Here is a 21700-nt window from a genome sequence, read left to right on the forward strand (position 1 = left end):
TCTCTCCTAGCAAACGGCGGCGCAAATCAAGGTTATGCCCCGGGCTTGAATCTGTTCGCGTACCTCGGTGGGTAAACGATCATCGGTAATAAGGGTATGGATGCTGCTCCAGGGCAGCTCCAGGTTAGGAATTTTGCGACCTATTTTATCGGCTTCGACCATCACGACGACTTCGCGCGCGACCTCCGCCATGACTCTGCTCAAACCCAACAGCTCGTTGAACGTCGTAGTCCCGCGGCTCAAATCAATACCATCGGCACCAATGAACAACTGATCAAAATCGTATGAGCGCAACACCTGCTCAGCGACCTGTCCCTGGAAGGATTCGGAATGAGGATCCCATGTGCCACCCGTCATGAGTAACACCGGTTCATGTTCAAGTTCGCTCAGGGCTATCGCAACGTGCAGCGAGTTAGTCATCACCACCAGGCCAGGTTGTCGGCCCAACTCAGGAATCAACGCGGCGGCGGTACTGCCACTGTCGACGATGATGCGCGCATGCTCGCTAATGCATGATGCCGCAGCGCGAGCGATGGCTTGCTTGTACTTCGACACGGGCTGGCAACTATCGCCTATCAGCTCCTGCGGCATGGTGACGGCACCGCCATAACGACGCAACAGCAAACCATTGTTTTCAAGCGCGCCAAGATCCTTTCGAATCGTCACCTCCGAGATCTCGAAGCGTTTCGCCAATTCGTCGACACTGACTTCGCCCTGCTCGTTGAGCAAGGCCAGAATATTGTGACGACGCTGGGGGGTATTACGTTTCGACATGACAGCTTAAGTTTCGATTCGAAAGAAAACGAAAGCAATCAAAACCTATTAGCGTATTTCCGTCAAGCTGAAAAATACAGTGGATAACATTTCACCTGTGGATAACTGTAAGCGCTGGCTTATCTGCGAACCAGGCAAGGTGGTCCTTCAGGCACACCGAGTTGCGGCCTTAGCAAACAAGCCAGCTCCTACAGGGTTATTTGATTTTTACCGGTCGCTTCCACCCATCAATATTGCGCTGACGTGCACGGCCGATTGCCAACTGTTTTTCAGCAACGTCTTGAGTGATGGTGGAGCCCGCCGCCGTGGTGGCGCCGGATGAGATATCCACAGGTGCAACCAAGGAGTTATTGGAACCGATGAATACGTCCTCCCCCAACACGGTCCTGTGTTTGTTCGCGCCGTCGTAGTTGCAGGTAATGGTGCCAGCGCCGATGTTGGTTCGCGCCCCGACTTCGGCATCGCCAAGGTAAGTCAAATGCCCGACCTTCGCGGCTTCACCCAAATGCGCGTTCTTCAGCTCGACAAAGTTACCCACATGCGCGCGCGCATCCAGCACGCTGCCTGGGCGAAGACGAGCAAACGGACCGACATCGCTGCCCTCCCCCAAGACTGCCCCATCGATATGGCTGTTGGCTTTGATGATCGAGCCTTTGCGCAGGGTGCTGTTTTTGATCACACAATTCGGGCCAATGACCACATCGTCTTCGATGACGACACGCCCTTCGAGGATCACATTGATATCAATCAGAACGTCGCGACCCACGCTGACGTCGCCTCGCACGTCGAAACGTGCGGGATCGCGCAAGGTCACCCCCAGAGACATGAGCCGCCGAGCCTCCCGTTGCTGGTAATGACGCTCCAGCTCGGCCAGTTGCTTGCGATCATTAGCACCCTGGACTTCCATGGCATCCAGAGGCTGCTCAGTGGCAACCACCAGGCCATCGTTCACGGCCATGGCAATGACGTCGGTCAGGTAATACTCGCCCTGCGCATTGTTATTCGACAGGCGACCCAGCCAGTCTGCCAGTCGCTTGCCAGGCACCGCGAGAATACCGGTATTGCCTTCAGTGATGGCTTTCTGCGCCTCGGTCGCATCCTTATGCTCGATGATCGCACTGACTCGCTGTTGTTCATCACGCACGATGCGACCATAGCCAGTGGGATCGGCAAGATTGACCGTCAGCAAGCCCAACTGCTCGGCGCTGACCTTTTTCAGCAGGCGTTGCAAGGTTTCTACTTCGATCAACGGTACGTCGCCATACAGGATCAGCACGTTCTCGGCAGTCAACTCAGGCAGCGCCTGAGCAACGGCGTGGCCGGTGCCCAGCTGCTTATCCTGCAAAATAAAGTTCAAGTCATCTGCGGCCAAACGTTCACGAACGATATCGGCGCCGTGACCGATCACCACATGGATGCTCTGTGGATTAAGTTGACGGGCGCTGTGGATAACATGGCCGAGCATGGAATCCCCGGCCACCGGATGAAGAACCTTGGGCAGCGCGGAACGCATGCGAGTGCCCTGGCCTGCGGCGAGAATAACGATATCGAGTGACATGACTGGCTACCAATCCTGGGGGTCAGCGACTGTGACCGGGGGTGATTTTCAAAAAAAGAAAAAGGGTAGCCGAGGCTACCCTTTTTCTCAATCGCGCAGAAAGCAGACGGGACTAACCGCCAAACTTTTTGCGAATTTGCTGAATCGTGCGCAGCTGAGCTGCAGCCTCGGCCAGACGTGCGGCCGCAGAGCCATAATCGAAATCTGCGCCTCTTTCATGCAGCGCCTTCTCAGCAGCCTTAACAGCCAGCTGAGCGGAGGCTTCGTCCAGGTCGGCAGCACGTTGCACGGTGTCGGCAAGTACCTTGACCATGTTCGGCTGAACCTCGAGGAAACCGCCTGAGATGTAGTACACCTCAGCTTCCCCGCCCTGTTTGATCAAGCGGATCGGACCTGGCTTCAGATCAGTGATCAGCGGCGCGTGGCCTGGAGCGATACCAATATCACCCAGGTTGCCGTGCGCAATCACCATCTCGACCAGACCGGAGAAAATTTCTCCTTCCGCGCTAACGATATCGCAATGGACTGTCATAGCCATTTGCTTGCCTCAACCTGATTAGCGCCCGTTGCCGGGCGCCGGGATTACAGTTTTTTGGCTTTCTCGATCGCTTCTTCGATGCCGCCTACCATGTAGAACGCTTGTTCTGGCAGGTGGTCGTAGTCACCGTTGAGGATGCCTTTGAAACCAGCAATGGTGTCTTTCAGGGAAACGTATTTACCCGATGCACCGGTGAAGACTTCAGCCACGAAGAACGGCTGCGACAAGAAGCGCTGGATCTTACGAGCACGGTTAACCAACTGCTTGTCGACTTCCGACAGCTCGTCCATACCCAGGATCGCAATGATGTCCTTCAGTTCTTTGTAACGCTGCAACACGTACTGAACGCCACGAGCGGTGTCGTAGTGATCCTGGCCGATAACGTTCGGGTCCAGCTGGCGCGAAGTCGAGTCCAGTGGATCGACCGCTGGGTAGATACCCAGAGAGGCGATGTCACGGGACAGTACGACGGTGGCGTCCAAGTGGGCGAAGGTGGTCGCAGGCGACGGGTCAGTCAAGTCATCCGCAGGTACGTATACCGCTTGGATCGAGGTGATCGAACCGTTTTTGGTGGAAGTGATGCGCTCTTGCAGCGTGCCCATCTCTTCAGCCAGAGTCGGCTGGTAACCTACTGCGGAAGGCATACGGCCCAGCAGTGCGGATACTTCAGTGCCGGCCAGGGTGTAACGATAGATATTGTCGACGAACAACAGAACGTCGTTACCTTCGTCACGGAACTTCTCGGCCATGGTCAGGCCGGTCAGTGCTACGCGCAGACGGTTACCCGGCGGCTCGTTCATCTGACCGTATACCAGCGCCACTTTGTCGAGAACGCTGGAGTCCTTCATCTCGTGGTAAAAGTCGTTACCCTCACGGGTACGCTCGCCCACACCAGCGAACACGGAATAACCGCTGTGTTCCATGGCGATGTTACGGATCAGTTCCATCATGTTTACGGTTTTGCCTACACCGGCACCACCGAACAAACCGACTTTACCGCCTTTGGCGAACGGGCAGATCAGGTCGATAACCTTGATGCCGGTTTCCAGCAGGTCGTTGCCGCCTGCCTGTTCCGCGAAGGTTGGCGCAGGACGGTGAATGCCCCAGCGCTCTTCGGTGTCGATCGGGCCAGCTTCGTCGATCGGGTTGCCCAGAACGTCCATGATCCGGCCCAAGGTCGCTTTACCGACAGGTACGGAGATGGCTGCGCCAGTGTCTTTGACTTCCAGACCGCGCTTCAAGCCTTCGGTGGAACCCATCGCAATGGTGCGGACCACGCCGTCGCCCAGCTGCTGCTGAACTTCAAGGGTGGTCCCGGCCGCGCTTTGTACCAACAGCGCGTTGTAGATGCTCGGTACGTTTTCGCGTGGGAATTCCACGTCGATCACGGCGCCGATGATTTGAACGATACGTCCGCTACTCATTAGCTGGATCCTCTGAATATTTGAACCGTTAAACCGCGGCAGCGCCGCCGACGATTTCCGAGATCTCTTGGGTGATCGCAGCCTGACGCGCCTTGTTGTAGACCAGTTGCAAATCGCTGATCAAATCACCGGCGTTATCAGTGGCGTTCTTCATTGCGATCATCCGCGCGGCTTGTTCAGCTGCGCTGTTCTCGACCACCGCCTGGTACACCTGCGACTCCACGTAGCGCACCATCAGGCCGTCAAGCAGCTCTTTGGCGTCGGGTTCGTAGAGATAGTCCCAGTGGTGCTTGAGTCCTTGATCCGGGGTTGCCACCAGCGGAATCAACTGCTCCACCGTTGGCTGTTGCGTCATGGTGTTGATGAACTTGTTGGATACCACGGACAGGCGATCAATACGGCCATCCAGATAGGCATCCAGCATCACCTTGACGCTGCCGATCAAGTCATTGATCGACGGCTCTTCGCCCAAGTGGCTGATCGCAGCGACGACGTTACCGCCGAAGTTGCGGAAGAATGCCGCACCTTTGCTGCCGACCACGCACAGATCGATCTCTACGCCGTTTTCACGGTTTACCGCCATGTCCTTGACCAAAGCCTTGAACAGGTTGGTATTCAAGCCGCCACACAGACCACGGTCACTGCTCACAACGACATAACCAACACGCTTTACTTCGCGATCGATCATGAACGGGTGGCGGTATTCCGGGTTGGCGTTGGCCAGATGTCCGATTACCTGGCGGATGCGCTCCGCGTAAGGACGGCTAGCGGACATACGCATTTGAGCCTTGCGCATTTTGCTGACCGCCACTTTTTCCATGGCGCTGGTGATCTTTTGCGTGCTTTTGATGCTCGCAATCTTACTGCGAATCTCTTTTGCGCCTGCCATGTAACACCTATCAGGTTAGCAAGCGGGAGCCTCTCGGCCCCCGCTGCGGCTTACCAGGTTTGGGTGGCCTTGAACTTCTCGATACCGGCTTTGAGGCCAGCGTCGATTTCGTCATTGAAGTCACCCTTCACGTTGATCTTCGCCATCAAATCGGCGAGATCGCGGTTGAAGTAAGCAATCAGAGCCTGCTCGAAGCTGCCGATTTTTGGAATCTCGATGTCCACCAGGAAGCCACGTTCAGCGGCATACAGGGACAACGACATATCAGCGATAGACATCGGCGCGTATTGCTTTTGCTTCATCAGCTCGGTAACGCGCTGACCATGCTCAAGCTGCTTGCGAGTGGCTTCGTCCAGGTCAGAAGCGAACTGGGCGAATGCCGCCAATTCACGGTACTGAGCCAGAGCGGTACGGATACCACCGGAAAGCTTCTTGATGATCTTGGTCTGAGCGGCACCACCCACACGGGATACCGAAACACCGGCGTTCACAGCAGGACGAATCCCGGAGTTGAACATGGCCGATTCCAGGAAGATCTGACCGTCGGTGATCGAAATCACGTTGGTCGGAACGAACGCGGAAACGTCGCCAGCCTGGGTTTCGATGATCGGCAGTGCGGTCAAGGAACCGGTTTTGCCGGTTACTGCACCGTTAGTGAACTTCTCTACGTATTCTACGGAAACACGCGATGCGCGTTCCAACAGACGGGAGTGGAGATAGAACACGTCACCTGGGTAAGCTTCACGGCCTGGTGGACGACGAAGCAGCAGGGAAATCTGGCGGTAAGCCACTGCTTGCTTGGACAGATCGTCATAAACGATCAGCGCGTCTTCACCGCGGTCACGGAAGTATTCGCCCATGGTGCAGCCGGAGTACGGAGCAAGGAACTGCAACGCAGCAGATTCGGAAGCACTGGCAGCAACGACGATGGTGTTAGCCAACGCGCCGTTCTCTTCGAGTTTGCGAACCACGTTGGCGATGGTCGATTGTTTCTGACCAATTGCCACGTAGACGCAGAAGATGCCGCTGTTTTTCTGATTGATGATCGCATCGATCGCCAGAGCGGTTTTACCGATCTGACGGTCGCCGATGATCAGCTCGCGCTGGCCACGGCCGACAGGGATCATGGCATCTACAGCCTTGTAGCCAGTCTGCACAGGCTGATCTACCGACTTACGCCAGATCACACCCGGAGCAACCTTCTCGACAGCGTCGGTGAGGACGTTGTTCAGAGGGCCTTTGCCGTCAACTGGGTTACCCAGTGCGTCGACTACGCGACCCAGCAGTTCCGGACCAACCGGAACTTCGAGGATGCGGCCTGTGCACTTGGCGCTCATGCCTTCAGCCAGAGTCGTGTAAGCGCCCAATACCACAGCACCTACAGAGTCTTGCTCAAGGTTAAGCGCCATACCGAAGACGCCGCCCGGAAACTCGATCATCTCGCCGTACATGACGTCGGCCAGACCGTGAATCCGCACGATGCCGTCAGATACGCTGACGACAGTGCCTTCGTTACGGGCTTGGGAGGTTACATCGAGCTTGTCGATGCGACCCTTGATAATTTCACTTATTTCGGAAGGATTGAGTTGCTGCATTGCTCTGCTGCCCCTTCAAACTCAAGATTTCAATGCTTCGGCCAGTTGCGCGAGTTTGCCACGAACTGAGCCATCGATAACCAGGTCGCCGGCGCGGATGATGACACCACCTATAAGGGTGGCATCCTCCGCAGCGTGCAGGCGCACTTCCCGGCCGAGCCGTGCACTGAGAACCTTGGCGAGTTTGTCTTGCTGTTCTTCGTTCAATGCAAAAGCACTGGTGACGTCCACATCAACCGATTTTTCCTGCTCAGCCTTGTACAGGTCGAACAGTGCGGCGATCTCCGGCAATAGCGGGAGACGGTCGTTTTCGGCAACGATATGAATGAAGTTCTGTACTTTTACATCAAACTTGTCGCCACACACTTCGATAAAAGTGGTGGCCTTATCTGCGCTCGTCAGTCGCGGGGCCTTGAGTACGCGCTGCATTGTGTCGTTTTGCGACACAGCTGCAGCCAAGCCGAGCATGGCTGACCAATTGGCCAGTTGCTGGTGGGCCTGGGCGTGCTCAAAGGCTGCCTTAGCGTAAGGTCGGGCCAACGTGGTCAGTTCTGCCATGATCGCCCTCGCTTAAATTTCAGCAGCCAGTTTATTAACCAGCTCCGCGTGCGCGTTTTGATCGATTGTGGCACCCAGGATCTTCTCGGCACCGTTGACTGCCAGGCTGCCCAATTGGGCGCGTAGCGCGTCTTTGACGCCGTTCAGTTCCTGCTCGATCTCGGTCCGAGCCTGAGCCTTCACACGGTCAGCTTCGACAACAGCCTGTTCACGGGCTTCATCGATAATCTGATTACCGCGTTTCTTTGCTTGCTCAATGATTTCAGCTGCCTGAGCTTTAGCATCGCGCAGTTGCTGACCCACTTTATCTTGGGCCAACTCCAGGTCACGAGTTGCTCGGCTAGCAGCGTCCAATCCATCCGCGATCTTCTTCTGACGTTCGTGCAAAGCCGCGATGACCGGAGGCCATACGAACTTCATGCAGAACAGTACAAAAATGAAGAACGCAACGGACTGGCCAATCAGGGTTGCATTAATGTTCACGCCAACACCTCGCTCGTTCGTTGTCCATCACACTTGCTCAACTCGAAAAACCGAGTAATTAGTGAGCCAGTTGACCAACGAAGGGGTTCGCAAAGGTGAAGAACAGAGCGATACCAACACCGATCATGGTCACGGCGTCGAGCAGACCAGCGACGATGAACATTTTAACTTGAAGCATTGGGACCATCTCTGGTTGGCGAGCTGCGCCTTCCAGGAATTTACCGCCCAACAGGCCGAAACCAATTGCGGTACCCAGTGCGCCCAGGCCGATCAACAGTGCAACAGCGATAGCGGTTAGACCAACTACAGTTTCCATCTTTCCTCCCGACTTTTACGTCGTATTGGTTAGGTTTTTAGATTAAAGCGGTAAAGCAAAATCGTTTTTACAGCAGCCCTTCCGGGCACCCTCTCACCAACGCAAGAGGGTCATCAGACACGCCAGGCGAGTCTTAATGGTTCTCTTCGTGAGCCATCGAAAGGTAGACGATGGTCAGCATCATGAAGATGAACGCTTGCAGGGTGATGATCAGGATGTGGAAAACTGCCCACGCCCATTGCAGCACAACACCCAGGCCACTGAGCCAGAGCAGACCGCTGCCGAACATAACCGCGATCAGGATGAAGACCAGCTCGCCAGCGTACATGTTGCCGAACAGTCGCAGTGCCAACGAAATTGGTTTGGCAATCAGCGTCACGAATTCAAGCAGGAAGTTCACCGGAATCAACAACGCCTGAACAAAAATGTTCTTGCTGCCGAATGGGTGCAGGGTCATTTCGCCGACGAAACCGCCGATGCCCTTGATCTTGATGCTGTAAAAAATGATCAGCGCGAACACCGACAAGGCCATGCCCAGGGTCGCGTTAGGATCTGTCGTCGATACCGCACGGAACGGAATGTGCGAGTCGCCAGTGATCAGGACAGCCAGTTTCGGAATCCAGTCGACCGGTACAAGGTCGACGGCGTTCATCATGAACACCCAGACGAAAATGGTCAGTGCCAATGGCGCAATGACAGGGCTACGACCGTGGAAACTGTCTTTTACGCTGCCATCAACGAATTCCACCAGGACCTCGACGAAGTTCTGCAGGGCGCCCGGCTGACCAGAGGTCGCCTTTTTAGCCGCCATGCGGAAAATCAATACGAAGATCAAACCCAATGCTACCGACCAGCCGAGGGTATCGACGTGGAAAGCCCAGAAGCCCATTTCTTTGGCTTGAGCTGCGGAGTGGGCAAAGCCCCAACCGCCGGTTGGCAATTGACCAAAGGTCAGGTTCTGCAAGTGGTGCTGGATATAGCCCGAAGCGGTTTCTGCTGCCATGGTTGCCTCAAACGCCCTAAGGTCTCGAAAGTCTTGTTCTCATAAGCAGGGGAGCAAACCAGCTGACCGACTGGGTCAACATGAACACGCCGAATACAGCCAGCGGCGCCAGTGGCTTCACACCTACAAAGGTCAGCGCAAAAAACGCTGCCGTCAAAATCAGTTTGCCAGCCTCGCCGGCATAAAAAGACCGGACTATGGCTTGCGCTGCTCTAGCACCGGAAAACCGGAACGCCTTATGAGCAAAATACAAATTGGGCAGCCAAGCTATCAAACCTCCGCAAAGGCCTGAGTACCCAGCTACGACTCCGTGCCACTGCCACAGCGCCAAAGCTGCCAGCAGCAGGACTACACATTGAGCCAGCAGTACCGGAAAAACCGCCAAGCGATGGAACGGCAGGCGGTTTTGCGTGCGGCTTTCCATCACAACTGCTCCTCGAATGCCGGCCGCCAAAATCAATAACTTGGCATCATTTGTGCCGACAAAATGCGCGCAGAGTATAGGGGCGCTTTACCCCCTATTCAACTGTTAGGTAGTGATTTCCGACTACACGCTACAAAGCAATTGTTTCAGCGAATGTGAGCAAGGACACCCTGCAACTCATCCAGTGAATTATAGCGAATCACTAACTGTCCTTTTCCCTTCTGACCGTGGCGAATCTGCACCGCAGAGCCTAGGCGCTCGGCCAGGCGCTGTTCCAGGCGACTAATATCGGGGTCGGATTTGACCGGTTCAGAGGACCCGGCAGAGGCTGGTTTGCCACTCAACCACTGGCGAACCAATGCTTCAGTCTGGCGCACAGTAAGGCCGCGTGCGACAACATGTCGCGCCCCTTCAACCTGCTGTTCTTCGGGCAAACCGAGCAATGCACGCGCATGGCCCATTTCCAGGTCGCCGTGGGACAGCATGGTTTTGATGACTTCAGGCAAAGAAATCAAACGCAGCAGGTTGGCCACAGTAACGCGCGACTTACCCACCGCATCCGCGACTTGCTGCTGAGTTAGTTGGAATTCCTGCTGGAGACGCTGTAAAGCGACCGCCTCCTCGACAGGATTGAGGTCTTCGCGCTGAATGTTCTCGATCAATGCCATGGCGATAGCCGTTTCATCGGGCACATCGCGGACCATGGCTGGAATAGTTTCCAGCCCTGCCTGCTGGGCGGCACGCCAGCGACGTTCACCTGCAATGATTTCAAAGCGCTTGTCGGCAATCGGACGCACCACGATTGGCTGCATGACGCCTTGGGCTTTGATCGACAGAGCAAGCTCTTCAAGCGCCTGGGGGTCCATGTCGCGGCGTGGCTGGTATTTACCGCGCTGGATCAGGTCCAGTGGCAAATGCTGCAGTTCACGTTGATCGGCCTGAACAGCCTGTTCTTCCAGCGCACTGACGGTCGGACTGCTTAGGAGCGCGTCCAGCCCACGTCCGAGACCTCGTTTCTTAACGGCCATGCGGATTCCTTAATTTGCCTGAGCGGTGCGCGAGTTGCGACGTTGACGGCGAACCATCTCACCAGCCAAGGCAAGGTAGGCCAAGGCGCCACGCGATGTTTTGTCATACGTCAGCGCCGGCATGCCAAAACTCGGTGCTTCAGCCAGACGGATATTACGTGGGATGACCGTGTCGTAGAGCTGTTCCCCGAAATGCTCTTTGAGCTGATCGGAAACATCGTTGATCAAACTCAGTCGCGGGTCGTACATGGTGCGCAGCAAGCCTTCGATCTTTAGCTGCGGGTTGAGCAGCTCGGCGATGCGCTTGATGTTATCCACAAGGTCGCTCAGCCCTTCGAGCGCAAAGTACTCACACTGCATGGGGATAATGACCCCGTCAGCGGCAACCAGAGCGTTCAAGGTAAGCATCGACAACGACGGAGGACAGTCGATGAGGATGTAATCGTAATTCTCGCGAATAGGCGCCAGAGCGTTGCGCAGACGACTTTCCTTCAACTGCATGTCCAGCAGAACCACTTCGGCCGCCGTCAGATCACGGTTGGCTGGCAGCAACTGATACCCGCCGTGTTCGGAGAACTGCATGGCCTGGGCCAGATCGCATTCGCCGATCAGTAGGTCATAAACCGAATACTCAAGCGCGTGTTTATCCACACCGCTGCCCATCGTGGCGTTGCCCTGCGGGTCGAGATCGATCAACAACACACGGCGCTTGGTCGCGACCAGTGACGCTGCGAGGTTGATACAGGTGGTGGTTTTACCCACACCACCTTTTTGGTTCGCTATCGCGAATACCTTAGCCATTCTTGCTTGTGTTCCCAATCATGCCGTGCGGCGCAGTATCAGCAGATGACGTTGGCCCTGGCAACCTGGAACGGTCAAGGCTTGTGCGCTATCGAGGTGAAAATCTGTCGGCAATGCTACCAGCTCATCGGCGGGATGCAGCCCTTTCATCGCCAACCATCGCGTATCCGTGTCGCCCAGGTGCCGGGTCCACTCAGTAAAGTCTTCCAGACTGCTGAACGCTCGGGAAACGATTCCGGTGAAGGGTAGCTCAGGTTTGAACGCTTCCACACGGCTGTGGATAACTTCCAGGTTATCCAGCTTCAGCTCGAGTTTCACTTGAGTCAAAAAACGGGTTTTTTTGCCGTTGCTGTCGAGCACTGTGACTTTCATTTCAGGAAATAGGATCGCCAACGGAATACCGGGCATTCCGCCACCGCTGCCTACATCAAGCCAGCGATCGCCGGCGATGAAGGGCACTACGCTGAGGCTGTCGAGCAAATGCCGCGAGACCATTTCATCCGGGTCGCGTACAGCCGTGAGGTTGTAAGCCTTGTTCCACTTGATCAACAGCGCCAGATAAGCCAGTAACTGGCTGTGTTGGCTGTCGCTCAAGTCGACACCGAGTTGCTGGGCACCTCGGGATAACTCTTCGGCATGTTGCGGGGTGACCATAGAACTCAAGCGCTTTGCTCCAACTGACGGCCCGCGCCGCGTTTTTTCAAATGGATCATCAACAGCGAGATCGCCGCCGGGGTGACGCCAGGAATCCGCGAGGCCTGCCCGAGGGTCTCCGGACGAGTTATCCCCAGCTTGCTCTGGATTTCCTTCGACAGGCCGGAAATACCAACGTAGTCGATGTCTTCTGGCAATTTGGTGTCTTCGCTGGCGCGCAGCCGGGCGATTTCGTCCTGCTGACGGTCGATATAACCGGCGTATTTGGTCTTGATTTCAACCTGCTCGGCGACCTGTGGATCGCTACACCCATCACCGGTAATCGCTACCAGACTGGCGTAATCGATTTCCGGACGTGTCAGCAGGTTGAGCAAATTGTATTCGTGGGTCAGCGGCGTGCCGAAATGCGCGGAGATAGCATCTCCCTGCTCGGTGCCAGGGCGTACCCACGTGCTTTTCAGGCGCTGTTCTTCCAGCTCGATGCTTTCACGTTTGGTGCAGAAAGCCGCCCAACGCGCATCGTCGACCAGTCCCAGCTCACGGCCTTTCTCGGTCAGGCGCAAGTCAGCGTTGTCTTCACGCAGGATCAACCGGTATTCGGCTCGAGACGTGAACATCCGATAGGGTTCTTGCGTTCCCAAGGTAATCAGGTCGTCGACCAGTACACCGATGTACGCCTCGTCGCGCCGCGGGCACCAGCTGTCTTTGCCTTGGGCGCGGAGTGCGGCATTGGCACCCGCAAGCAAACCTTGGGCAGCGGCTTCTTCGTAGCCTGTCGTACCGTTGATCTGCCCTGCGAAAAACAGGCCGCCAATTACTTTCGTTTCCAGACTGTATTTCAAATCACGAGGATCGAAATAATCGTATTCGATGGCGTAGCCAGGACGAACGATATGGGCGTTTTCCATCCCGCGAATAGACCGCACGATCTGCAACTGAACATCGAAAGGCAGTGAAGTGGAGATGCCGTTCGGATAGAGCTCGTGGGTGGTCAGTCCTTCGGGTTCGATGAAGACCTGATGACTTTCCTTGTCGGCAAAGCGGTGAATCTTGTCTTCAATCGATGGGCAATAACGTGGACCAATACCCTCGATCACCCCGGAATACATGGGCGAGCGATCAAGGTTGGCCGCGATGATTTCATGCGTCCGGGCGTTGGTATGGGTGATCCAGCAGCTGACTTGCGCAGGATGCTGCTCTTTGGACCCCATGAACGACATGACGGGAATAGGCGTATCGCCTGGTTGCTCGGTCATCACCGAGAAATCCACCGAACGGCCATCGATGCGTGGCGGCGTACCGGTTTTCAAGCGACCTACCCGTAACGGTAACTCACGTAACCGTTGAGCCAAGGCAATTGATGGCGGATCGCCCGCACGCCCACCGGAATAGTTCTGCATCCCGATGTGGATAAGTCCACCGAGAAAGGTCCCTGTCGTCAAAACAACCGAGTCGGCCAGGAAACGCAGACCCATCTGTGTCACTACACCGTGAACTTGATCTTGTTCAACGATCAGGTCATCGCAGGCTTGCTGAAATATCCACAGGTTGGGCTGATTCTCGAGGATTTCGCGAACAGCCGCCTTGTACAGCACGCGGTCGGCTTGAGCGCGAGTAGCGCGAACGGCTGGACCTTTACGGCTGTTCAACACACGGAACTGGATGCCGCCTTTGTCGGTGGCAATCGCCATGGCGCCGCCAAGGGCATCGATTTCCTTGACCAAGTGGCTTTTGCCGATGCCGCCAATTGCGGGGTTGCAGCTCATCTGGCCGAGGGTTTCCACGTTGTGCGTGAGCAGCAGGGTTTTGGCACCCATGCGTGCCGACGCCAGTGCGGCCTCGGTACCGGCGTGACCGCCGCCGATGACGATCACTTCAAAACGGGAAGGGAATTGCACCACGCACCTCGTGCCTGCTCTTGAGAAATAGGAATGGGAAATCAGGGCAGTCGGCAAGTATAGGGACTTCCCCCCCACGAAGGAACCTTCGTGCACAAAATTTAACCAGCTGTGGATGACTGGCAGATATAGAAATTAAAAAGAAAGAAATTTATAAATCTTTGTTTTTATGTTTATTTCTACTGAGCTACATTTCTGTGGATAAAATCTTACAGGCCTTTATATTCAATATGTACAGCGATTCAAAAGTCTGTGGTCATGTGCCTGTGAGGCCCTTGGATAAGTGGTTTAAGCCTGTGGATTAAACAGGTACTTGTCCACAGGGCGCTTTATCCTCTGTTTTTAGGCCTACTTATCAACCGAGCTGAGGGGCAGTTATTCACAGGGCTTAATCCACAAAAAAGCAGGCTGCTTGTTAAAAAAAAGGTACAGGTAGGCAACCGAGGCCAGAGTATTTCTGTTCAGTTGGATAAATGAGCGGCGGGGTTGGTTGTTGGAACGGGCTTGCCAGCGATCCTTTGATGCGTGGTGTCAGTACACAGCTATCGCGGGCAAGCGCATTCCTGTGAAGCAGGGAGTGTTATTTACCGATACAGAAACTGGAAAAAATTCGCCCCAGCAGGTCGTCTGAGCTGAAAGCGCCAGTAATCTCGCCCAGGGCCTGTTGTGCCTGACGCAAATCTTCAGCGAGGAGCTCACCGGCACCGGCAAGGGTCAATTGAGCACGGCCGTGCTCAAGCGACGTGCTGGCATGACGTAATGCTTCCAGATGTCGCCTGCGAGCGCTGAAGCTGCTTTCAGAGGTTTGCTCGTAGCCCATGCACTCTTTTAAATGGTTGCGCAGCAGTTCCAGACCTTCACCAGCGGCCATTGCGCTCAGGCTGATCGTCACGTGGCCATCGATGCTGCGCTCCAGGATGACGGGATCACCGCTCAAGTCAGCTTTGTTACGAATCAGCGTGACCTTCGCCGGATCTGGCCGCTGTTCAAGAAACTCAGGCCATAAGGCAAACGGGTCATTCGCTTCAGGTGCAGTCGCATCCACGACCAGCAAGACCCTATCAGCCTCACCAATCGCCTTTAACGCCCGTTCCACGCCAATTTTCTCGACCTTGTCGTCGGTATCACGCAACCCGGCTGTATCGACCACATGCAACGGCATGCCATCGATGTGGATATGTTCGCGCAAGATATCCCGGGTAGTTCCCGCTATCTCGGTAACAATGGCTGCTTCTCTGCCGGCCAACGCGTTCAACAAGCTCGATTTGCCAGCGTTGGGTCTGCCCGCAATAACGACCGTCATGCCGTCACGCAGCAGCGCACCTTGCCCGGCCTCACGCAAGACTGTGGATAACTCTTCGCGCACCGAATCGAGCATGCTCAACACATGGCCATCGGCAAGAAAGTCGATTTCCTCTTCGGGGAAGTCGATAGCAGCCTCGACATAGATCCGCAGATTGATCAGTTTTTCCGTCAAGTTATCCACACGCCGGGAAAAGGCGCCTTGCAAAGAACGCAGCGCATTACGTGCCGCTTGAGCGGAACTGGCTTCGATCAAGTCTGCTATCGCTTCAGCCTGCGCCAGATCGAGCTTGTCATTGAGAAACGCGCGTTCGCTGAATTCCCCAGGTCGAGCTAGCCGGCTGCCCAATTGCAGGCAGCGCTGCAGCAACATATCCAGCACGATGGGACCGCCGTGTCCCTGAAGTTCGAGCACGTCTTCGCCAGTGAATGAGTTCGGACCAGGAAAATACAGAGCAATGCCTTCATCGATCACCTGCCCCGTCTCATCGCTGAACGGGCCGTAATGGGCATAACGCGGTGTTGGCTCACGACCGATGATTGCTTGCGCTGCACTGCTTGCCAATGGGCCCGATATGCGCACGATGCCCACACCACCTCGGCCTTGGGCGGTTGCAATCGCAGCTATGGTTTCACGAGGGACGTTCATGGCCAGGCTCTCTAGGCAAATAGCGGATAGCAAAACGCCCCACGAGGGGGCGCTTTGCATGACTTACTAACAGGTTAGATCAAGCTTCCGCTTTCTTGGTAGCGGCTTCGATCTTACGTGTGATGTACCACTGCTGCGAGATCGACAGGCAGTTGTTGACTACCCAGTACAGCACCAGACCTGCAGGGAACCAGAGGAAGAAGAAGGTGAAGATGATTGGCATCAGCTTCATTACTTTTGCTTGCATCGGGTCCGGCGGAGTCGGGTTCAGACGCTGCTGGATAAACATCGTCGCGCCCATGACGATAGGCAGGATGAAGAATGGATCCTTGATCGAAAGGTCAGTGATCCAAAGCATGAATGGAGCCTGACGCATTTCCACGCTTTCCAGGAGAACCCAGTACAGCGAGAGGAAGACCGGCATTTGCACAAGAATCGGCAAGCAACCACCCAACGGGTTGATCTTCTCTTTCTTGTACAGCTCCATCATAGCTTGCGACATTTTCTGCCGGTCATCGCCATGCTGTTCTTTCAACGCCGCGAGTTTCGGTGCGACGGCACGCATGCGGGCCATGGATTTGTAGCTGGCTGCCGACAGAGGGAAGAAAATCCCTTTGATCAGCATGGTCAGCAGGATAATTGAGAAACCCCAGTTACTGACCAGGCTGTGGATATGTTGCAGCAGCCAGAAGATCGGTTGGGCAATGAACCAGAGAATGCCGTAATCGACAGTCAGTTCCAGACCTGGGGATAACTCTTTGAGCACCGCTTGGCTTTTTGGACCCGCGTACAGAGTGGCACTGGTTTGAGCGGTTGCACCGCTAGCAACGGTCAAAACAGGGCCAGTGAAGCCGATGATGTAGTTGCCTTGGCTGTCTTTACGCGTCTGCATGACATTGCTGTCGTTCTTGTTCGGAATCCAGGCAGTCACGAAGTAGTGCTGCAACCAGGCTACCCAGCCACCTTGAACGGTTTCTTTTAGCGCGGCTTTGTCGATGTCTTTCATCGACACTTTTTTGTAGGGTTCAGCAGGTGTACCCAATGCGGCGCCCAAATAAGTCGCCGTACCGGTCGCGGTGGTCGAAGACGGATCGCCACTCGAGTCACGCTTGAGTTGTGCAAACAGATTACCAGCCCATGGCTGACCGCTCTGGTTGTCGATCAGGTAGGTGACACCCAGATCGTACAGGCCGCGCTTGAAGGTAAAGCGCTTGATGTAATTGACGCCGGCATCTGTGAACTTCAGGTCAACGACCAGTTCATTCTGACCATCGGCCAGTTGATAAGTCTTTTGTACGCTGGTGTAAACAGGCCGACCTGATGCACGAGCATCCGGACCGTTGGTACCTGTCAGCCCGCTTTGTGCCAGATAAGTCCGCTCGCCGCCGTTATCGAACAGCTGGAACGCAATCTCCGGATGGTCTTGGCGTCGTGGATAAAGGGGCAACCGCAACTGTGCGACATCACCACCTACCGGGTCGATCTCCAGATTGAGCACATCCGTTTTTACCTGGATGAGATCTTTACTGATGGCGACTTGTGTTTCAGTCGGAGCAGCGGCGTCAGTGTTGGCGCTCGGAACATCGGCACTTGCAGAAGCATTCGAACCAGTCGCCGTATCCGGTATACCCGAAGCGGTGGTACTGGCAGCAACACTCTGAGTCGGCAGGGCAGCCTGACCATAGTCCTGGTTCCATTTCAGGACCCCGGCATAAGTCACGATTGCCAGGGCGACGATCAGGATCGTGCGTTTTATATCCATGATTACTCGGCCATCGAAGAGGAACGGGAGGTAGGAACGGGTGGAACCGGGTCAAAACCACCGGCATTCCACGGATGACAGCGACCTAAACGACGAAAGGCCAGCCAGCCACCGCGTAGAAGGCCATGATTTTCGATGGCTTCATACGCGTAGCAGGAACAACTGGGGTAGAAACGACAGTGGCTGGCCATTAGCGGGCTAATGGCATAGCGATAGAACTGGATCGGAACGAGTGCCAGTTTACGCATCTGGACTGTCTACCCCTACAGTTTCGGTTTTAACTTCTGGAGCTGGTCGGCTGCGTGCCAAACGTTTCCAGAGTTTGCCGAAATGCTGAATCAATTCGGGGTTTTCTATCTCACCCAAACCTTTGCGCGCGACGATTACGATATCCCAGCCGACCAAATCATCTTGGTGCAGGCGAAAGGACTCGCGCATTAGGCGTTTCAAGCGATTGCGCTCAACGGAGAGCTTTACGCTCTTCTTACCGATCACTAACCCCAAACGGGGGTGATCCAAGTCGTTGTTGCGCGCAAGGAGCAAGAGATTTTTCCCCGGAACCTTGCCGGTGGGGGAGTCAAAGACTGCCTTGAAGTGTCGGGGTGTCAGAAGACGCTTTTCCCGACTGAAGTCTCGACTCACCACCTGTGCCGAGTTATCAAACTGCCAAACGCTTACGGCCCTTGGCGCGACGACGCGACAGGACTGCACGACCGTTTTTGGTGGCCATGCGAGCACGGAAACCGTGAGTGCGAGCGCGCTTGATGGTGCTGGGTTGGAAAGTACGTTTCATGGCGTGTTACCTGGTTCGTCCACAACGGGCCGGAATGGCCCCCGTTTTAAGAGACCGGGGATTCTAGAGAAAGCAAGCCTCTAGGTCAATTTCCAACCAGCGTTTCCTTCATTTACTTCTCAACAGCCTTTTTCTCAGGCGTGCCGTTTTTGTCTGAGAAACCAGGACCTACCCTGTGATCAAATATAGAAATAAAGAAGGAAAGTATTTAAAGCTCTTTTGTAATGCTTATAAAAGCTAGGGAAGGCATCTTCTGTGGATAACCGCCTCTAGCCCTTTAAAATCAATGTGTACAGAGGATGATAATACGGTTGAGAAACGGTGCTCTACCTGTGCTGCACTGTCGGATAAGCTGTGCATGGAATGGCCTCTTATCCACAGGCAGGTTATCCACAGAGTTCAGACCTGACTTATGCAATGGGCTGAAGCACGCTTATCCACAGAGCTTATGCGCACGCCGTTGGTCGCGTAATTTCTGGATAAGGCCTTGATTCATCGTGATCTCAGAGCAACCTACATGTGGATAAGTCGGGCGCTGATCGTTACAATGGCGGCTGTTTTTGCCTCACCGGCTTTCAACTTAGGGGATATCCGTGTCAGTGGAACTTTGGCAGCAGTGCGTGGAGCTTTTGCGCGATGAGCTGCCTGCCCAGCAATTCAACACTTGGATCCGTCCGCTACAGGTCGAAGCCGAAGGCGACGAGTTGCGTGTCTATGCACCGAACCGTTTCGTTCTCGATTGGGTCAACGAAAAATACCTGGGGCGCTTGCTTGAACTGCTCGGTGAGCATGGGCAAGGACTCGCGCCTGCGCTTTCCTTATTAATAGGCAGCAAACGCAGCTCTGCTCCGCGTGCAGCTCCTAATGCACCATTGGCTGCTGCGGCGTCCCATGCTGTTACGGTCAATCAGGTTGCCGCGTTGCCGGTTCAGCAGACCTCTTCGCCAGCGCCTAGCCAAACGATTGCGGTCAGCGATGAGCCTTCGCGTGCGAGCTTTGACCCCATGGCTGGCGCTAGCTCTCAGCTGGCGCCGGCGCGTGCCGAGCAGCGTACCGTTCAGGTCGAGGGCGCACTCAAGCACACCAGCTACTTGAACCGGACCTTTACCTTCGAGAATTTCGTCGAGGGTAAATCCAACCAGCTGGCCCGCGCGGCGGCCTGGCAGGTTGCGGATAACCCTAAGCATGGTTACAACCCATTGTTCCTTTATGGTGGGGTGGGTCTGGGTAAAACCCACTTGATGCATGCTGTGGGTAACCATCTATTAAAGAAGAACCCGAATGCCAAGGTTGTGTACCTGCATTCGGAGCGCTTTGTGGCTGACATGGTGAAAGCGCTGCAGCTCAATGCCATCAACGAGTTCAAGCGTTTTTATCGTTCAGTTGATGCGTTGCTGATCGATGACATTCAATTTTTCGCCCGCAAAGAGCGTTCCCAGGAAGAGTTTTTCCATACGTTCAACGCCTTGCTTGAAGGTGGTCAGCAGGTCATCTTGACCAGCGACCGTTACCCGAAAGAAATTGAAGGCCTTGAAGAACGGTTGAAATCTCGGTTTGGCTGGGGGTTGACGGTGGCCGTTGAGCCACCGGAGCTTGAGACCCGCGTGGCAATCTTGATGAAAAAAGCGGATCAGGCGAAAGTTGATCTGCCCCATGACGCTGCCTTTTTCATTGCGCAACGTATTCGTTCCAACGTACGAGAGCTCGAAGGTGCCCTGAAGCGGGTGATCGCTCACTCGCACTTTATGGGACGCGATATCACGATCGAATTGATTCGTGAATCGCTGAAAGATTTGTTGGCGTTGCAAGACAAATTGGTCAGTGTGGATAACATTCAGCGCACCGTGGCTGAGTACTACAAGATCAAAATTTCTGACCTGCTTTCCAAAAGACGCTCACGTTCGGTTGCACGTCCTCGACAAGTCGCGATGGCGTTGTCCAAAGAATTGACCAACCACAGCTTGCCTGAGATTGGCGATGTGTTTGGCGGACGCGACCATACGACCGTTTTGCATGCATGCCGAAAAATCAACGAGCTTAAGGAATCCGACGCGGATATTCGCGAGGACTACAAGAACCTGCTGCGGACACTCACGACCTGATGACACCAGCGCAGCTTATTAAGGCAAGGGACTAGACCATGCACTTCACCATTCAACGCGAAGCCTTGTTGAAACCTCTGCAACTGGTCGCCGGCGTCGTTGAACGCCGACAGACCTTGCCAGTGTTATCCAACGTGCTATTGGTTGTAGAAGGCCAGCAGTTATCGCTGACGGGTACCGACTTGGAAGTCGAGCTGGTAGGCCGTGTTCAGTTGGAAGAGCCCGCCGAGCCAGGCGAGATCACTGTTCCTGCGCGCAAACTCATGGATATTTGCAAAAGCCTGCCCAATGATGCGTTGATCGATATCAAAGTCGATGAGCAGAAATTGGTGGTAAAAGCGGGACGCAGCCGTTTTACTTTGTCCACATTGCCTGCCAATGACTTCCCAACAGTGGAAGAAGGTCCTGGGTCGCTGACGTTCAATCTGGTGCAGAGCAAGTTGCGCCGTTTGATCGAGCGCACCAGCTTCGCCATGGCGCAGCAGGACGTTCGTTATTACCTCAACGGTATGTTGCTCGAAGTGCACGCTGGCGTGCTACGTGCCGTCGCAACTGATGGTCACCGTCTGGCAATGTGCTCCATGACGGCCGAGATCGAGCAAGTTGATCGTCATCAAGTGATCGTGCCGCGTAAGGGCATCCTTGAACTGGCGCGACTGCTGACTGAGCAGGATGGGATTGTGAGCATCGTCCTGGGCCAGCATCATATCCGTGCTACCACAGGCGAGTTCACCTTCACCTCGAAACTGGTCGATGGCAAGTTCCCTGATTACGAACGCGTTCTGCCTAAAGGTGGCGATAAGTTGGTATTGGGTGATCGTCAGGCATTGCGTGAAGCGTTCAGCCGCACGGCGATTCTGTCCAACGAAAAGTATCGTGGTATCCGTTTGCAGTTGGCCAATGGTCAATTGAAGATTCAGGCGAACAACCCTGAGCAGGAAGAGGCAGAAGAAGAAGTCGGCGTCGATTACAACGGCGGCCCACTGGAAATTGGTTTCAACGTGAGTTATCTGCTCGACGTGTTGGGCGTGATGACAACTGAGCAAGTGCGTCTGATTTTGTCTGACTCCAACAGCAGCGCGCTGGTGCAGGAATCGGATAACGATGATTCCGCTTACGTCGTTATGCCGATGCGTCTGTAACTCCCAA

General features: G+C 54.9%; 22 protein-coding genes. 2 read left to right on the forward strand and 20 right to left on the reverse strand.

The window, feature by feature from the left end:
* Positions 1–6 precede the first annotated feature (6 nt).
* From QN399_RS16635 to rpmH, 20 genes are all read right to left on the reverse strand, one after another.
* Positions 7–774: a DeoR family transcriptional regulator gene (locus QN399_RS16635; protein ID WP_322177102.1), complete on the reverse strand. Its 768-nt coding sequence runs from the start codon at positions 772–774 to the stop codon at positions 7–9.
* Between the two features lie 196 nt (positions 775–970).
* A complete protein-coding gene (glmU, locus tag QN399_RS16640) occupies positions 971–2332 on the reverse strand; it encodes a bifunctional UDP-N-acetylglucosamine diphosphorylase/glucosamine-1-phosphate N-acetyltransferase GlmU (protein ID WP_322218691.1) in 1362 nt (453 codons plus the stop codon).
* A gap of 112 nt (positions 2333–2444) precedes the next feature.
* Positions 2445–2870, reverse strand: a complete 426-nt coding sequence (locus QN399_RS16645; protein WP_219063395.1) for a F0F1 ATP synthase subunit epsilon — start codon at positions 2868–2870, stop codon at positions 2445–2447.
* A 44-nt stretch (positions 2871–2914) separates the two neighbouring features.
* Positions 2915–4294, reverse strand: coding sequence for a F0F1 ATP synthase subunit beta (gene atpD / locus QN399_RS16650; protein ID WP_322177104.1), 1380 nt, complete (start codon positions 4292–4294; stop codon positions 2915–2917).
* Positions 4295–4322: 28 nt separating this feature from the next.
* Entirely contained in the window at positions 4323–5183 is an 861-nt protein-coding gene (gene atpG / locus QN399_RS16655; RefSeq protein WP_219063393.1) for a F0F1 ATP synthase subunit gamma, read from the reverse strand.
* Between the two features lie 50 nt (positions 5184–5233).
* Positions 5234–6778: a F0F1 ATP synthase subunit alpha gene (gene atpA, locus QN399_RS16660; protein WP_322177106.1), complete on the reverse strand. Its 1545-nt coding sequence runs from the start codon at positions 6776–6778 to the stop codon at positions 5234–5236.
* A gap of 21 nt (positions 6779–6799) precedes the next feature.
* A complete protein-coding gene (locus QN399_RS16665) occupies positions 6800–7336 on the reverse strand; it encodes a F0F1 ATP synthase subunit delta (RefSeq protein WP_322177107.1) in 537 nt (178 codons plus the stop codon).
* 12 nt (positions 7337–7348) lie between these two features.
* Positions 7349–7819 (reverse strand): F0F1 ATP synthase subunit B, encoded by a 471-nt coding sequence (locus tag QN399_RS16670; protein WP_322177108.1) that lies wholly within the window; start codon positions 7817–7819, stop codon positions 7349–7351.
* A 58-nt stretch (positions 7820–7877) separates the two neighbouring features.
* Positions 7878–8135: a F0F1 ATP synthase subunit C gene (atpE, locus tag QN399_RS16675; protein WP_019694395.1), complete on the reverse strand. Its 258-nt coding sequence runs from the start codon at positions 8133–8135 to the stop codon at positions 7878–7880.
* Positions 8136–8268: 133 nt separating this feature from the next.
* A complete protein-coding gene (gene atpB, locus QN399_RS16680) occupies positions 8269–9138 on the reverse strand; it encodes a F0F1 ATP synthase subunit A (RefSeq protein ID WP_322218696.1) in 870 nt (289 codons plus the stop codon).
* A gap of 16 nt (positions 9139–9154) precedes the next feature.
* On the reverse strand, positions 9155–9562 hold the full coding sequence (locus QN399_RS16685) for a F0F1 ATP synthase subunit I (RefSeq protein ID WP_219063388.1): 408 nt from the start codon (positions 9560–9562) through the stop codon (positions 9155–9157).
* Positions 9563–9708: 146 nt separating this feature from the next.
* The gene (locus QN399_RS16690) at positions 9709–10590 is read right to left on the reverse strand and encodes a ParB/RepB/Spo0J family partition protein (RefSeq protein ID WP_322177110.1); all 882 of its coding nucleotides are present in this window, start codon (positions 10588–10590) and stop codon (positions 9709–9711) included.
* A gap of 9 nt (positions 10591–10599) precedes the next feature.
* Positions 10600–11391, reverse strand: a complete 792-nt coding sequence (locus tag QN399_RS16695) for a ParA family protein (protein ID WP_219063386.1) — start codon at positions 11389–11391, stop codon at positions 10600–10602.
* An 18-nt stretch (positions 11392–11409) separates the two neighbouring features.
* Positions 11410–12045, reverse strand: a complete 636-nt coding sequence (rsmG, locus tag QN399_RS16700) for a 16S rRNA (guanine(527)-N(7))-methyltransferase RsmG (protein ID WP_322278481.1) — start codon at positions 12043–12045, stop codon at positions 11410–11412.
* A gap of 5 nt (positions 12046–12050) precedes the next feature.
* Positions 12051–13943 (reverse strand): tRNA uridine-5-carboxymethylaminomethyl(34) synthesis enzyme MnmG, encoded by a 1893-nt coding sequence (mnmG, locus tag QN399_RS16705; RefSeq protein WP_322177111.1) that lies wholly within the window; start codon positions 13941–13943, stop codon positions 12051–12053.
* A 580-nt stretch (positions 13944–14523) separates the two neighbouring features.
* Positions 14524–15894 (reverse strand): tRNA uridine-5-carboxymethylaminomethyl(34) synthesis GTPase MnmE, encoded by a 1371-nt coding sequence (gene mnmE / locus QN399_RS16710; protein WP_330201279.1) that lies wholly within the window; start codon positions 15892–15894, stop codon positions 14524–14526.
* 79 nt (positions 15895–15973) lie between these two features.
* Complete coding sequence (yidC, locus tag QN399_RS16715) at positions 15974–17656, reverse strand: membrane protein insertase YidC (protein ID WP_322177113.1); 1683 nt, start codon at positions 17654–17656, stop codon at positions 15974–15976.
* 2 nt (positions 17657–17658) lie between these two features.
* The gene (gene yidD, locus QN399_RS16720) at positions 17659–17904 is read right to left on the reverse strand and encodes a membrane protein insertion efficiency factor YidD (protein WP_219063382.1); all 246 of its coding nucleotides are present in this window, start codon (positions 17902–17904) and stop codon (positions 17659–17661) included.
* Entirely contained in the window at positions 17897–18298 is a 402-nt protein-coding gene (gene rnpA, locus QN399_RS16725) for a ribonuclease P protein component (RefSeq protein ID WP_322177114.1), read from the reverse strand. Before rnpA ends, yidD begins: the two co-directional genes overlap by 8 nt.
* Positions 18299–18314: 16 nt before the next feature.
* Complete coding sequence (gene rpmH, locus QN399_RS16730) at positions 18315–18449, reverse strand: 50S ribosomal protein L34 (RefSeq protein ID WP_002551315.1); 135 nt, start codon at positions 18447–18449, stop codon at positions 18315–18317.
* Positions 18450–19042: 593 nt separating this feature from the next.
* Between rpmH and dnaA the strand changes: the two genes are divergently transcribed.
* Complete coding sequence (dnaA, locus tag QN399_RS16735; RefSeq protein ID WP_330201280.1) at positions 19043–20551, forward strand: chromosomal replication initiator protein DnaA; 1509 nt, start codon at positions 19043–19045, stop codon at positions 20549–20551.
* 38 nt (positions 20552–20589) lie between these two features.
* A complete protein-coding gene (gene dnaN / locus QN399_RS16740; protein ID WP_322177116.1) occupies positions 20590–21693 on the forward strand; it encodes a DNA polymerase III subunit beta in 1104 nt (367 codons plus the stop codon).
* Positions 21694–21700: the final 7 nt, after the last annotated feature.

Source organism: Pseudomonas sp. 10C3 (assembly GCF_036346185.1).
Lineage (GTDB): Bacteria > Pseudomonadota > Gammaproteobacteria > Pseudomonadales > Pseudomonadaceae > Aquipseudomonas.